The 13,422-nt window shown below is 43.2% G+C and carries 10 protein-coding genes; 1 reads left to right on the top strand and 9 read right to left on the bottom strand.

What is annotated here, in order from left to right; all coding sequences use genetic code 11:
• Positions 1–68 precede the first annotated feature (68 nt).
• From MKX60_RS14580 to MKX60_RS14565, 4 genes are all read right to left on the bottom strand, one after another.
• Positions 69–4,550, bottom strand: a complete 4,482-nt coding sequence (locus MKX60_RS14580; protein ID WP_341060163.1) for a hypothetical protein — start codon at positions 4,548–4,550, stop codon at positions 69–71.
• On the bottom strand, positions 4,537–5,295 hold the full coding sequence (locus MKX60_RS14575) for a DUF6063 family protein (protein WP_042189773.1): 759 nt from the start codon (positions 5,293–5,295) through the stop codon (positions 4,537–4,539). The genes MKX60_RS14580 and MKX60_RS14575 overlap by 14 nt, the downstream gene beginning before the upstream one ends.
• A gap of 12 nt (positions 5,296–5,307) precedes the next feature.
• Positions 5,308–6,813 (bottom strand): hypothetical protein, encoded by a 1,506-nt coding sequence (locus MKX60_RS14570; RefSeq protein ID WP_341060162.1) that lies wholly within the window; start codon positions 6,811–6,813, stop codon positions 5,308–5,310.
• A gap of 149 nt (positions 6,814–6,962) precedes the next feature.
• The gene (locus tag MKX60_RS14565; protein ID WP_341060161.1) at positions 6,963–7,529 is read right to left on the bottom strand and encodes a GNAT family N-acetyltransferase; all 567 of its coding nucleotides are present in this window, start codon (positions 7,527–7,529) and stop codon (positions 6,963–6,965) included.
• Between the two features lie 276 nt (positions 7,530–7,805).
• Between MKX60_RS14565 and MKX60_RS14560 the strand changes: the two genes are divergently transcribed.
• A complete protein-coding gene (locus MKX60_RS14560) occupies positions 7,806–8,618 on the top strand; it encodes an undecaprenyl-diphosphate phosphatase (RefSeq protein WP_042189788.1) in 813 nt (270 codons plus the stop codon).
• Between the two features lie 69 nt (positions 8,619–8,687).
• Here MKX60_RS14560 and MKX60_RS14555 read toward each other — a convergent pair whose 3' ends face one another.
• The 5 genes from MKX60_RS14555 to MKX60_RS14535 form a co-directional block, all read right to left on the bottom strand.
• Positions 8,688–9,281, bottom strand: a complete 594-nt coding sequence (locus tag MKX60_RS14555) for a hydrolase (protein ID WP_341060160.1) — start codon at positions 9,279–9,281, stop codon at positions 8,688–8,690.
• Between the two features lie 16 nt (positions 9,282–9,297).
• Entirely contained in the window at positions 9,298–10,482 is a 1,185-nt protein-coding gene (locus tag MKX60_RS14550) for a multidrug efflux MFS transporter (RefSeq protein WP_341060159.1), read from the bottom strand.
• Between the two features lie 74 nt (positions 10,483–10,556).
• Complete coding sequence (locus MKX60_RS14545; RefSeq protein ID WP_076286627.1) at positions 10,557–11,387, bottom strand: AraC family transcriptional regulator; 831 nt, start codon at positions 11,385–11,387, stop codon at positions 10,557–10,559.
• Positions 11,384–12,628 carry a stalk domain-containing protein gene (locus MKX60_RS14540; RefSeq protein WP_341060158.1) on the bottom strand — a complete coding sequence of 415 codons (1,245 nt, stop codon included), beginning with the start codon at positions 12,626–12,628 and terminating at the stop codon, positions 11,384–11,386. The genes MKX60_RS14545 and MKX60_RS14540 overlap by 4 nt, the downstream gene beginning before the upstream one ends.
• Before the next feature lie 170 nt (positions 12,629–12,798).
• Complete coding sequence (locus MKX60_RS14535) at positions 12,799–13,320, bottom strand: CAP domain-containing protein (RefSeq protein ID WP_341060157.1); 522 nt, start codon at positions 13,318–13,320, stop codon at positions 12,799–12,801.
• Positions 13,321–13,422: the final 102 nt, after the last annotated feature.

Here is a 13,422-nt window from a genome sequence, read left to right as displayed (position 1 = left end):
TCAACCATGAGGGGATAATACCAGCAGCATTATGCTACTAGAGCTTCTTTCATTATGGATACAAGGGGTCAAAAAAGTGAAACAGGAATGAGCTTTCTTCCTCCCTTGACTAGGGTGGATTCTAACATATCCCCTTTAACGCCTCCGAAATAGAGCTGCCAGTACACACCAAAGCGAACGCTAACGTCATTCTTCACTAGCTCCGGTGGTGTTACAATCAGCCACTGAAATTTTAGAGCCTTAGAAATTTCAAATACGGGATCAAGCACGTTATTAGAAACCATTTCTCCAAAAGGATTGTCATATAAAAAGACCGTCCACCCTTTGTTCTCACGATTCACACGTTTATGTGTCATGATCATCATTGCTACCAGCAGCTGTACAGATTGGCGCTGTCCACCACTGCCGACAGCCTCATCCAGCGCACCCCGATTGATGATTTCCCAGTCGGAATAATGGTAGTCTTCCGGAGCGGCGTAGAGGAAGTAATTTTCCGTTACTGGTTTATATACCTGAAGAATCGGGAAGCGATTCTGAAGCGCCGCATAGACGATTCGTCCGTCATTAATAACCTCTTTGATTATAAGTGTTGGCACTTGTTCAATCTTTGGATATTTTGAGAGCAATTCATGGATACAACGATTGAAATAGTCGCTGACCATCGGCTCTACCTCATCGCTTGATCTCGGTATATTGATATTCTTATAATTCAGGCGTACTAGCGGGAAGGCATAATTATTCTCATTATGAATAATCATCCGACGTTCCATTCGCTTCATAATATCAATGATTTGTACTACACGATAAGAAGCACGGGCTACCCACATCTTGCGGGACAGATCCATATCCTCCTTATCGCTTTGAATGCTCTCAATCTGATCGCGTGAACTACGTAACATCGAATCTAGAACTTGCTGAGCAATAGCGAAGTTATCCCAATGAACCGTATTTAATCGATCTAGAATCTTGGTCTCCAGTTCAGAATTCCGTTCGTTTTTGGCAAGTTTTCCGGTTAATGAATTTTTCTCTTCCTTCACCTTTCTGGAAACCTCGTCCCGTCTAACTCGGCTATCCTTAATACGAAGAAGCCAGTCAGCAACCAGTGACTCACAGCCTTCTCTTACGCTCAGCATTAATTCTTCTGGCACAGTCCGTAGATTGACCCGATCCTCAATATGCGCATTCATGATCTTGATTTGATTGGATAACGTCTGAATAAACGCATCCATTCGTTCCAAAGATCGTTTACACTGGTTAAGCATGAGCTCATTCTCTTGGAAACGCTCCTGAATGTCCGCCTCTTTTTGCTCGAGTTGCTCATTCCAAATTTCCACGGCACGCTCATGTTTCTCTTTGATTCCTTTTTCTACCTTACGCAATTCCTTCTGCAAATTCTCCAATTCGGTCTGGCAACGGATGAAAGAATCGTGAACCATCTGATAGTCTTCTTCCAGTGAAGCAGTTTCCGACTTTTGACGGTTTCTTGCAGCCATAATGGATTCAGTAGATTCAGCAGGCTCTGTTACCTTCCGCCAATTCTCATCCACTTGATTCAGGCTGGCTTCAAGCTCCGTTAGATTTTCGCTCGCCGCTTTAATCTGGGCGGCTCTTGTTCGAATTTCAAGCTCATTCTCCGTCAGCGATTGCTGCAGACTTTCAACGGTACTGAGCTGTTGCAACAGAAGGTTCTGCTCTACGGGATCTATTGATGTGGGTTCCATATCATCCGAAAGCTGATGATATGTCGGAAATACAATTTCAGGGAACCAATGCTGCAGTCTAGGGAACAGAGCATACTTGGCATCACCCATCCATTTCTCACGCTCTCCGCCAAGGCTTACCATTTGCGCTTCAAGATGCTCGAGTTGCTGGTCCTTACTCGCAAGCTCTTTGCTCACTAGACTCTTACGATCTGTATACTTTTTCTTCTCCTTTTGATCCTGCTCATGTTTCTTCGAACGTTCAATCCAACCTTGCAACGCTGCTGCTCTCTGCTCATGCTCTGCACTAAGCGCTTTATTCTCGATAAGTTCCCGACCGATCCGAGCAAGCGTGCTATCGTTCTCATTAATCTCGTTGCTCAGACTGATAATGCTCTGCTGAAGTTCACTCTGCAGTTTCATAAGGGTATTGCGTTTGGCTGTAATCGTCACAGTGTTCTCTGTTTGATATAACCGCTCATATTCCTGACGCACAGATTTCAACTTCGATAAATAAGCCTCCGCGTCCTGAAGCACTTGTTCTTGCTCCTTAAGCTTTGCCTGAATACCGCTCTTAAAGTTTAAGAACCGATCTGGCTCCAGTACCATTTGTGGGCCTTGGTTAGCTAGAAGCTTAAAAGATACTGGATCTGAAGCTACCATCTCTTCACGGATAAAGATTGGCACCGCTGATTTCAGCAGCGTGTCCTTCAGCAAATCCGGTTTGATTTTATCAGCTTCGCGCCGGGTAACAATCAGACTATAAGGAAGGAGTGGATGGCGCTCTAGTTCTTCCTCACGTTCAAGGTATGGACGATCATTTAAATAGGAACTGCCCGGTGTGGATTGAATCTTGAGCGAATCGAGTGTATCCTTGACCGCGAGAATATCTGAATTCGGCAGCCAGTAGGATTGATTCTGAAGTTCCACGTCCATAAGCTGATTGTAGTACTCTCGTCTGGAACGTTTTGTTTGCTGCTCCACTTCATCCATTTTTCGGATAAATCGTAGTTGAATCGTATCCTGCTCTTCAAAAAGGCCAGTAGCTCCCAAACGATTATGTTCATCAAACATTTCCAGTAGAACAACAATCTGTGACCATAATTGTGATTCTTTATAGGTCTGCGAATCAAGCAGTGCCCCGAGCTCGTCTACCTCTCGTTCATAAGAGCGATGCTTCTCGCTGAGTTCTGCGTGATTCTTATGCAGTGCCAGCTTTCGGTTCTCTGCCTCTTTATGCTGTTCGTCTAGCACTTCCATATCCAGAAGTATCGTTTTGGCAGCTGAAATCGTACGTTGAAGCGCCGCCACCGGAGCATGTGCAGCGTCCTGACCATGCTGAGCTGCGAATGTTCCGAGTTCTTCTGTATATTGACGGATAGATAGCGTCAATTCATTAATCTGGATATCCAGGCCTGCTAACTCCAACAGGAAGCTCTCCCGCTCCTTGCGCAGACCTTTTTCTTCAGTCGTCAGTGCTCGCTCAGCGTTTCCAAATCCTCTGATCGTTTGTTGCCAGAGGCTTGACACCACATCCCATTGTTTACGAAGCTTTTCTTTAGCCGTCTGAATGACCTCTTGACGTTCTTTCATCTCCAGAGATCCTTCGATCGCTTGAATTTCTTTCTGCCATTGCTCAATTTGTCGTGTGTGGAGCATACGTTTAGCTAAGAAATGAGCCACTTCAAGCTTTTTCTCCTGAGTCTTGGAATCGTCCAGCCGTCCACGTGCACGTCTCTGATCATCACTAAGCTTTTTGAACTCTTCCTGTTTCAGTTCCATTTCTTCCTTACTGCGCAAATACTTTAGATTGTCCGTCTCAAATCGCAATTGCTTCGCATCCTGATAACGACCAGCCAGTTCATTACCAACCTTACTTCGCTCTTCTTCCGCATTTCTCTGTTCTTCATGAATAACCGTATAGATCTGACGCCCACGAAGTTCAGTTTCTTGAACAACACTCTCTGCCTCTACTCCTAGCTTCACCAGCTCGTATAAAGGTGCAGCCATGCCAAGAAACTCTGTATAGACCTGTTCCCGCTGTTCAAGCATCGGTAGACGTTGAGCTACTGTCGCCGTGTCAATAAACATCCGCTGCAGCGTATTGTCTTCTTCTTTGGGTCCCTCATTTAGACTGGAGCCAATCTCAGGGATAATTAGCTTTTCGAATAAGTTATGGTTGGTAAAGGCGTCATTCTTTTTAAAATAACCTTTAATACCACCCTCTTCCCCATTGATCCGCCGCATATTGCGCCACTCGGCGATATGGATATCCCGGGTAGCCAGGAAATCATAATATCTTTTTAAATCCGAGCTATGGCTACCGAAAGGTACAATTTCTCCCCGCCGATCTCGTATAAATTGCTGGATCGTTTCAAAACTCGTAGGTTCAGCAGTCTCTTCATCGAAGAGTGGCAACGTCGAAAGGGTGAGTTCAGACGCATCGCCATAATCGGTAAGTGCGTATAGAAGGTAATCCACTTTAATATCCTGCTGATCCAGTGAGTTATGTGCCGTCATAGCAATACCAGTCGTCATATATTCATTACGCTCATTGTTGTCCAGATGCCATTCGATAGCTACATGAAAGGTATAAGGTTTAAGTTGTTTTTTATGATTATGAAAAAATGCTTCCACCTGGTTCTCACTGTCTTTTCCCCATGGTGTTTTAGGCATTAATAACTGAAATATGGATTGCAGCAGTACGCCCTTCCCGCCACCATTCATAAGCGTAATAAGCGTATTGCTTGGCCCCTCTTCGTTACAGAGGTCCAGAATCATATCATCATATTTCTTGAGCATTTTCTCATATTTAAGTCCTGTAATCCGTATGCGTTCAATCCGCGGCATTAATAGCACCGTCTTTCTCAGCTAAAGTTCGTCCGATGAGTTTCTTCAATTCCTGATACCGGTCAACATCATGATATAAATACCGCATTCTCTCATAAAGCTCTTCCCGTGGGAATATCCGCTTCTCTGACTCCGAGATGAACACGAGCTTCTCCTCTTCCAGGAGCTTCATGCCTTCATGAATCAGCCCAATTCGTGAGCCTGCGCCTCTTGTCAGAAGATCGCTCTCTTCCTGACTCTTAGTTTGCATATAGAGGTTAGTCCACACCTTCGACATCGCTTGGATATCCAAGCGCCACTGCTGACTAAACCGGCCTTCATCATCCATCTGCATCCATGCTTGGAAAAGTGAAGACACCTGATCGGATATCTGTATATAGGACATACTGTCCTGCCCGGACTTAAAGTGAGTCTCGTCCTGATCCATCTCGGCCAGAAACACAAGGATGATGATATTAATGATATGTAAATGAGTTTTGCGTTCAATTCGTGAGTATTTATTCTTCAACTGGGTAAAGTTGGTGGCGAACACTGACCCGAGTGGATTGACCAACAAATGGAGACGGTGTCCCGAATTCATCACTCGGCAGCCTGCCTCCTTGGCAACATATTGAAGCGCATCATATGTTCCTGCATCCTGCAGGCATTCCGCTGCCGCAGGATCATCGAGAGGGATTACTTTTTTACGAAGTAATTCAAAAAATAGCCGTGAAGCTTGCTGTACCTGTTCTAGTGTATAACTCATGCTAGTAACCTCTCACCTCTCCACGATCGTAATAGTATATGGGCTCATGTCTAGACCAGACCAGCGTACCCTTAGGGCTGATTCTTGCGCAATGCTCGTCCGCAACAGCTTGCCGTGCAAGCTCTCCAGTTGAGGATCATCCGCTAGTACGTACCTGATTAGCAGCTGGCATTCATCAGATCCGTTGCTGTTCTCCGGAGCCTGTTCCTGTACTACAATCTCTGAATGAAAAAACTGCACCCACAGATCGACAGCATCTGGTGTGCGTGCCCATCTTGTTAATTCCTCCTCGGTAAAAGCTTCTGTAGTAAACGTAAAGCTCCCTCGCTGGGCTAGTGCACTGAACACAGGCTTCCACAGTTCAACGACTTCCGTCCATGGAATACCTTTAGGAATATATTGAGCATTCTCAGCATAGTGCTCATCTTCAAGTTCATCTATTACTATATCCGGGATAAAACCAACCTCTTGTTCCTCCCAAGCCCAAGGAAGTGGATAGACAAAATCCTGATTCGGAGCAAACAATCCGCCGAGCAGCAGTTCAAAGCTGTCACCGCTTGGCAGACCCTCTTCTTTAACCCATTCCTCCCATACATGCGTACGAAAATTAAAGCCGGCGGCTCCCCAGAATAGTTCAGGGAAGTTCAATCTTAAGTTGGTCTCCACCTCGAAAATATTCAAGACTATCTCAGCCAGCTCATCGTGTACACGCCTTGAGAGCTCGACTCGTTCAGAAAGAATACGGATCTCATTAAAGTCGATCACATCTTTCTCGTCATTGGCTAGCCGGGCCAGAGAACGATGAATATTATCAAAATGCTTGCGTTCTTCATCGAATTGCTGATGAATTTCTTCAAGTCTCTGATGCCGGGCCACTCCGAATTCACTAAAAATATGCTTCGGGTTACGGCGCAATGCATTCCGGTATTCCTGCTGCTCATGAGTCATCTTCCTAACCCGGGAGATAAGCTCATTCACATCCTGAAGCGCCCGAGTTACACGTCCATGCTTAATATGCATCTGAATCTCGAGCAGCTTGATGCTGATCTGGAACTCTTCAATAATCTCATGACTCATAAAAATAAGCTCCATGGCATATTCGGAGAGACGATAGATTGTTCTGCCGCTCTCTTCCCAGCTACTGCGGGTCGCATCCTCATCCACCATGAAATACTTATATTTCTGCACAGACATTTGCCGAGCCGCATCATCATAATAATAGGATTCGAAATCCCCACCATTTCCGCTCCAGAGCAGGCCATCTACTAAACGTTCTACGGATTCGGTAGTCCCGAGATTCGCAATATTGAACCGTTCCAATGCAGTCCAAGTCAACGCTATTATATCTTCCTTGGATCTTCTCTCATTGGATTCTAGCTCCAAATAATAGACTTGCAACAAGATGCTTAAAGATATCATTTCTTTGTACGGTTGGATTTCGCCAAGGTTCATCCCAGCCCCCAGATTCCATAGGGGATTCAATCGTTTATTTCGTTCGCCAAAATCCGACCAATTCATCTTTCTGCCATCCTCACCAAATAAAAATAAAACCCGTATACATCCGTATAGGGTTCTGAAGTACGCGAATATATGTTTCTATTATATCAATTCATCGAAGGTTATGCTATTTATTGTTAAACAAAATAATAGATTCTATCCACGCATTTCTACTCTGCAGAATCTAGAGTACATGCCATGCAATACTGCTCTAATGTACTGTTGGGTAAGGGGATAACCTTAACTGTGCGGAACTGAAAATGCTCATAGATAGGTAGATTGCTTGGCGTCTGTGTCTCTAACGTGCATAATGCATTCTTCTCGCGGCACTCGGCGAGCAGCGGCATCATAATTTTTGATACATATCCTTGCCCACGGTAACGTTCTTGCACTACAAGCATATCCAAATGCATATACTTCTGATCTCCAAACATCGATAACCATAAGGAGCTCATACTGTTCAAAGTGGCTAACCCTCGAATAAATCCTCGCACACCAATGATTCGGCAAATCGGTAAACACTTGAGAACCGCAAGCCCAATTTGTTTCATATAGTTGACGTTCGAAATCAATGTCCCGCTCTGACGCTCCGAATGGAACACCAAGGCGACAGCTTCATAATTTGTTGACGTCGTTAGTAAATCCGAATAAGGATACAACATCTCAATATAACGATGAAAAAAAATGTTTAAAACGCGGAGTCTGGTTGTTTCATCAGGCAAAATATGCTGATACAATGGATCATCCTTTGCGAAGGCTTCTGCCAGAACGCTGGCGGCTTTCGGAATGCCCTGCCGATGAATTTTAATTAATGAACTACAAATAGTTCCACCTCATTTAGTTTACTTTCGCGATAGGCTCGGTTAGTGTACAAGCCATTCAAGAATATTATAACTGGTTCAGTCAAGTCCTCATTTAAGGGGATGAACTTAGATATGGCACGATGGTTCTATTGTCATTTCTTCATTGAATGAGATATGATTAAAAAGATTACAAAAATACTGGGAGGAAAAATGGAAGATATTATACTGTGGCTTAAATACTTGTTTCTAGGGTTTGTTCAAGGGGCAACTGAGCCAATCCCCGTTTCCTCGAGCGGCCATTTAATCATCGCGCAGAAATTGCTAGGCTTAAAACAGAATGGGCTATCATTTGAAATCCTAACAAATACGGCTTCTCTAATTGCGATTTGCTTTATTTTCCGCAAAGATATCGGAAGATTGATCACTGGATTCGTTCAATTTATTCTGACCCGCAAAGAGGAATATAAGTCAGATTTTATGTTCTCTTTGTACATTATCATTGGCACCATGCCTGCGGTTATCGTAGCCTTGTTCTTTAAGGACCAAATTGAGGAGATCTTCTCGTCAGTACACACCGTGTCCATCGCCTTGCTGGTAACCGGGGTTGCTTTATGGTTAATTCGTAATCTTCGCGGTCGTAAACAAGATGGGGATTTAAAAGCGAAGGATGCAGTCATAGTCGGACTTGCCCAAGCTGTAGCTCTTATTCCTGGAATAAGTCGCTCAGGCGCAACGGTCATCTCTTCCATTGCTGTGGGAATGAAGCAAGAAACTGCTTTACGCTTTTCTTTTATGCTGTATATTCCAATCAGTCTGGGCGGACTTGTTATGGGGGCATCTGATATTGCCAGTGACCCGAACCGAGCGCAACTAGCAATTCCATACTTAATTGCATTTATCACTACACTAATCGTTACGTATTTTTCTATGCGCTGGTTTATGGGGATTATGGCTAAAGGTAATTTGAAGTACTTCTCTTATTACTGCTTCTTGGCTGGGATACTACTCCTTATCTTCATGTAAGTACATGATTTCAAACAAAAGCCCTCATGACAATCTCTGGGATTACAGAGAGCATGAGGGCTTTTCATCCTATTTTAACAGGGATATTACTTCAACACTCGACCGAATCTTGCCGATCCTAGGGAAAATGGTTTTACACACATAGTCATGCTCTACTTTCGTAGAAGCAGTCATTGCATCTTCCACAAAAACTTGGTTGTAACCAAGCTGATAAGCTTCTCTAGCTGTCGTATCCACACCTATGGATGTAGAAATACCACACAAGACAATTGTATCTATACCACGACGCCGTAGCTGTAAATCAAGATCCGTTCCGAAGAATGCCCCCCACTGACGTTTAGATATCACATGTGCGTTTTTGAAGTCAGATAATTCAGGTACCAAGGTATCCCAACCTTCTGGAATGGCTCCTGCATTCATGTTCAGATCTGTTTGAGGTCTTAACATATCCTGTCCATCTAACGAGGATACTCTTACAAGTACCACAAATGCCCCCTTTTCCGTGAAGGCTTGAACTAAACTGCTGCCCTTCTGAACCACCTGCTCACCTGTATGTGGAGCCTTATTCGGCATGTTAACAATTCCATTTTGCAAGTCGATTACAACCAGCGCCGTTTTCTTTGCATCAATACATTCAGTTTCTGATCTCTTTAAGTCTTCCATTGTCTTCTCTCCCATTTTAGCTTAGTTTTTTATATACTTTAAAATAAACCCAGCCTGCATTTATCAATAGCAAAACACTCGTAATAAAGAATACATCTCGGATCCCAAACCAGGCTGCCACTTGCCCACCTAGAACCGAACCCGCAAATGTGCCAAGATAACCTGCCGACATGTTAAATCCAAACACTCTGCCTGTAAGCGCATCTGGTGTTATTTTCTTAACGAGGATATTCACAGAAGGTATTAACCCACCTGCCGCTAATCCTAGTAGAAAACGCAGACCCATTAACTGCCAAGGATTCTGAACAAACGCTTGTGGGATAAACAGAAGTCCTGCCGCTATAAGCGCAACTAGTATAACTTTTTGAGCACCTATTCGGTCAGACAACTTGCCAAGCCTTGGTGCAGCAATAATGTTAGCCAGCCCTGAAGCTGAGAAGGTCATCCCTGCAAGCAGAGCCACATGACTAGCACTCTTGGAGAGCTGAGTAACATATACCGTAATAATTGGTTCTACAGAGTATAAAGCAACAGTTAGAATAAAGAAGGTTACAAACAAGGTTAGCGTTAGGCTTTTCTCTGGAACACTGCTCCAGACCTCCTTGATACTTAGCGTCTTTTTATCTTCACGATGAAAAGATTCCTTCACGAACAAAGCCGTTGTAATGAAGGCAACCAACATCAGTCCACCCGTAACAAAAAATGAACTTTGTAAACCCATGCTTTCTGCAATGAAACCACCAATCGTTGGGCCAAGCAAGGCTCCAGCAATACTGGCTGTTGAAAGGGTTCCTAAAGCATATCCTGCATGTTCCTTATCCGTCTGAGTTGCGATTAATGTAGTACAAGCTGTACTATAACCCGTTATTGTGCCCTGTAATAATCTTAGTGCAATTAATACATACACATTAGGTGCAAAACCCATACAGCTGATCACAATCGCCATCCCAAGACTTGCCCGCAAAAGCATTGGTTTCCGTCCGAACCTGTCTGCCGCCAGTCCCCAAATGGGTGAAAATATGGCTGAAACGATAAAGGTAATCCCAAAAGCAATGCCAGAAAACTGAGCAACGGAATCGGCATTATCCACGCCAAGATGCTTAATGTAAAGTGGCAATACTGGCGCAATCTGGCTCATACCTACACCCGTTACAAACATACCAAACCAGCAAACGATCAAATTCCTTTTCCACATGGACATAAAAAAAGCCTTCTTTCTGCTAACAATAACAACCTCATATTAACAGTCAGATTGGCTCTATACCATGCATTATTCTAAACTCCATGGACATTTTTGCTCTGAAATTCCGAAGGGCTGATGCCTATCATTCTTTTAAAAATTCTGCTGAAATAAAATTCATCCGTAAATCCAAGGGTTTGCGCAACCGCTTTGATTTTTATGTCCCCTTCAAGAATCAGCTCTTTCGCTTTATCAATTTTCATTTTATTAAAAAACTCAATGATCGAATAACCTGTAATCTCTTTGAATGCTCTCGATAAATAAGCAGGTGAAAGCTGTACCAAATCTGACAATTCGCTCAAGCTAACTTTCTCATTGATCTTTTGATGCATATAATTAATAATTTTTTCCACCTTTAATGAAGTGGAGTAATTTTGACTTTGTTTTTGTGTATTTTGAGCAATTGCAATGATAAGCTGCTGTAACAAAGTCTTCGCTACAAATTCATACCCTGGCAGCTTAGTATTCCAGCTCTGAATCATTTGTCCGAAGATATCTTCCACTTGATAATAATCCTTCAATTCGGATACAGCTTGCAAATGGAGTGAATCCACATCACCACTAATTCCCCAGTTCTCCTCGTTCACGCTCACCTTCGCATAGTTGAAATGAACGGACAGAAAGCATAAGGGATCTTCAGCATCTATCTCTATTGAATGCTTAACATCTGGAGAAATATAGAATAACATACCAGCTTTAAACGAATGTCGTTTTCGCTCCATCATAAAACTGCCCTTCCCTCCAGTCACTAAGAGAAGTTCATGATGCTGAAGGGTTCTAACGAGCTTGCTCCAATTTCTCTTGGGGTCGTTGAAGTATCTATAATTACAATATAGTATGTGGAAAAATAGATTATTTATATTCATAAAAGACCTGTCCAAATGTCCACCGAACGTTCGATCGGATCGTATTCTACATCATATCCGAACGTTTCGGATATAAATCGGAGAGGAACATAGGTCGCGTAACCGTATAGATGAGGTGGGCTATTCATCTGCACAGCTTGTCCATTAATGTAGGCTGTATGATCGTCGATGGTCATCTTCAGAGAAAGTCCATTTTTTTCAGCGGTAATCGTGCGAGTTGCCTTGTTCCATTCTACCCTGGCTCCAAATAACTCAAAGAGATAACGCATGGGCACTTCTGAAATGCCATTCACAATGTTTAGCGGCGGTGCTGATAGAAGTGGCATATCATCAATGTTCAACTGATACAGGAATGGGCTTGTCTTAAAGGTCCATTTTTTCACTAGCGTTTTGCCACCAGATTGAAATGAAACCTCCGCGGTATACTCCCGATCCCCCCTCAACTGACGCTGCGCTGTTAGTACATACCCGTAACCAGAATTGAGTTTCTTCACACTAAGCGGGATACTAATGTGGCGGTTGCCTGCCTGTGTGCTTAGTTTAGCCTTTAGGTCTGCTACATCCCGTAGACTACTAAACACCGTAAGTGTTGTAGCTTCTCCTTGAATTAACTGCTGTGCATTCATTTTGTAAATGTTGCCTGCCCACACTCGCGTCATTCCATCATAAGGAAATACGCTCGCAGTCGCTGGTGTAATCATTACGCCTTCTGACTTCACAGCACCAACAATCACGGTAGACTTACCCACTCGTGCAATGCCAATAGAAGCAACTGCCGGGGTCAGCATCACTTCCCTGCGATCATGCATAACTGCTAGCTCGTTAATCTCTGAAGCCATATCAAATTCATCATAGGCCCGCTCTTTCATATATACGGTTTCCATAATCTCCGGTACTTCTCCGCTAAAACCCGAAGTTAACACTCTCTCTTTAGGCGTTTGTTGGGTAAAGAACTCACGACCTTTCACTTCTATAGATAAATCGCCTTCAGACTTTATCGTAAAATTAGCATTAGCGTAGCGAGCATGATTAATCGCCGCCTTAACGAGGGCAGGATCAAGTTTCACATCATCCAACCCCATTTGTTGCCGAATTTTATTAATCGAAGCTAGTGCTTTTAGTTGCTCCGCACTACTAGTTCCGTCAAACAATACTTTTGCGGCTTGTACCTTTGTGACATCAATCAATGGAGTGATTGCCATAAGCAGCAAGACGCCTATAAGTATCCATTTTTTACGCATAGTTCCCCTCCTCAAAATTCCATATCTTGTTAGACGACATTCTTCCAGAAAGGTTTCTGTAAAGCAGTTCAAAAACACAAGACAAACCACCCCATAAATGAACTTCACCTCAATGGTTAGACACACAATCAGAGGCGTATTTCATTATAGAGTGGCTTCTCTGTAATCTCTTATGGTTTCTGAATAAACAGTTGTGTCCAATAATGTTGATATTGACTTGTAGCAGTTCCCCCTACATAACCAACCCCAATATCCGTAAAGCGAGGATCCAAAATATTAGCTCTATGACCAGTACTGTTCATCCACGTTCTCATTACTGCTTCAGGTGTTGCTTGGCCCGCCGCGATATTTTCTCCATAAGCACGCCAAGCCACTCCAAATCGATCTAACATTTGAGATGGGGTGCCATAAGTTGGAGAGGTATGGCTAAAATAATTATTATCCCTCATATCTCTTGATTTCAAAACTGCAAGATCAGTAAGCTGCGTATTTAGAGTTAAGGCAGCAATTCCTCTACTCGTCCGTTCTTCGTTGACCAATCTAAATACTTGTAGTTCAAACGCATTAGCTTGTCTAATATGAATTCTTGACTTCCCTACTCTTTTCGTCGGTTTACTCGAAGTGCGTTTCAGCGTTGATCCTTTAGAAAGTGAACTCTTGACTCCTCTTATTGATGATATTCTTTTTCTCATAAATTCCCCTCCAGCAATGTATTTATAACAATATATTGTGGAAGAGGTCTTCACGCTTGTACTAAAATCTATAAATTTTTAATAGATCTACTATTCGTGAGC

Source organism: Paenibacillus sp. FSL R5-0914, from assembly GCF_038004525.1.
Taxonomy (GTDB): domain Bacteria; phylum Bacillota; class Bacilli; order Paenibacillales; family Paenibacillaceae; genus Paenibacillus_AQ.
This window is presented reverse-complemented; position numbering and strand designations above follow the sequence as displayed.